Source organism: Thermogutta sp. (assembly GCF_014359955.1).
GTDB lineage: Bacteria > Planctomycetota > Planctomycetia > Pirellulales > Thermoguttaceae > Thermogutta.
Genome location: NZ_JACIYL010001117.1, coordinates 1 through 1007, shown reverse-complemented (window position 1 = coordinate 1007; position 1007 = coordinate 1). Strand labels below are relative to the sequence as shown.

Sequence of the window (1007 nt, the reverse complement as noted above, 5' to 3'; positions counted from 1 at the left end):
CTACCGCGTATGGAGGAATCTGCTTGTCACGTCCGCCGTTCAACGTTGGATCATCCATTTCCTTTCCGCGGGGACTGAAGTCCCGCGCGGAAAGCGGGGCTAAAGCCCCGCACTCCATGGAGTGGAAAGGGAATGGAACATCGATCGTTGTTCATCGGACCTGACAAACAGGTCCCTCCGAAAGAGGTCCCTCCGAATGTGGATGGGTCAAACGGATCTGCGGAAGCGAGACACTCATTCTGCTAAATCAATCGATTGATTTAATCATTTGATTGACTTTTTTGAGAATCGAACATAGGATGGCTTAAAAAGGACCTGAAACGTATTTGCCGCAGGAGACAGTCGTGAAGACCCGCAGAGCAAAACGCCGGGGCAAGTTGCCTCCCCGGGGGGATCAAACCCGTCAGCGACTTCTGGAAGCCGGGATCGAGGCCTTTGCGCAGTTTGGACCGGAAGAGGTAGGGATTCGCCGTCTGGCCGCTGCCGCCGGGGTCAACAGCTCGGCGCTGTCGTACTACTTTGGCGGAAAAGAAGGATATTACCAGGCCGTTCTCCGCTTTCTCATTGATACGGTGGGCCGATCGATTCGGGAGGCCGCGGAAGCGGCGGCACAGTCGTTTCGTCGCCAGCCCGATTCCACCACGGCTCGGCAGCTCCTTCGCCGGTTTATGCGGACGGTGGTGACGGTCGTGCTCACAAAGCCCTATGCAGAGGCTGCGGCGGCCATCATCTGGCGCGAGCTCTTGCGACCGTCCAGCGGGTTTCCCATTGTCTATGATCAGATGATCCGCCCAGTCCACGAGTTGATCACCGAGTTGACGGCAGCGGCGATGGGGACGGACCCCGATGATCCGCAGGCCGTTCTGCTGGCCCATACTCTGTGGGGGCAGGCAGCCATCTTTCGGCTTGGCTTTCACGTCCTGCGCCGCCGGTTGAAGTGGCGTGGGCGTAGGTTGTCGCAGGAGTGGGTGGACCGCATTGCTGACACCGTAGAGGCAATGGTGGCA

General features: G+C 58.6%; 1 protein-coding gene. It reads left to right on the top strand.

Going from position 1 to position 1007, the window contains the following annotated elements; genetic code table 11:
- Positions 1 to 344: 344 nt before the first annotated feature.
- The coding region (locus H5U08_RS19775) for a CerR family C-terminal domain-containing protein (RefSeq protein ID WP_297037187.1) at positions 345 to 1007 on the top strand (663 nt) is incomplete at its 3' end.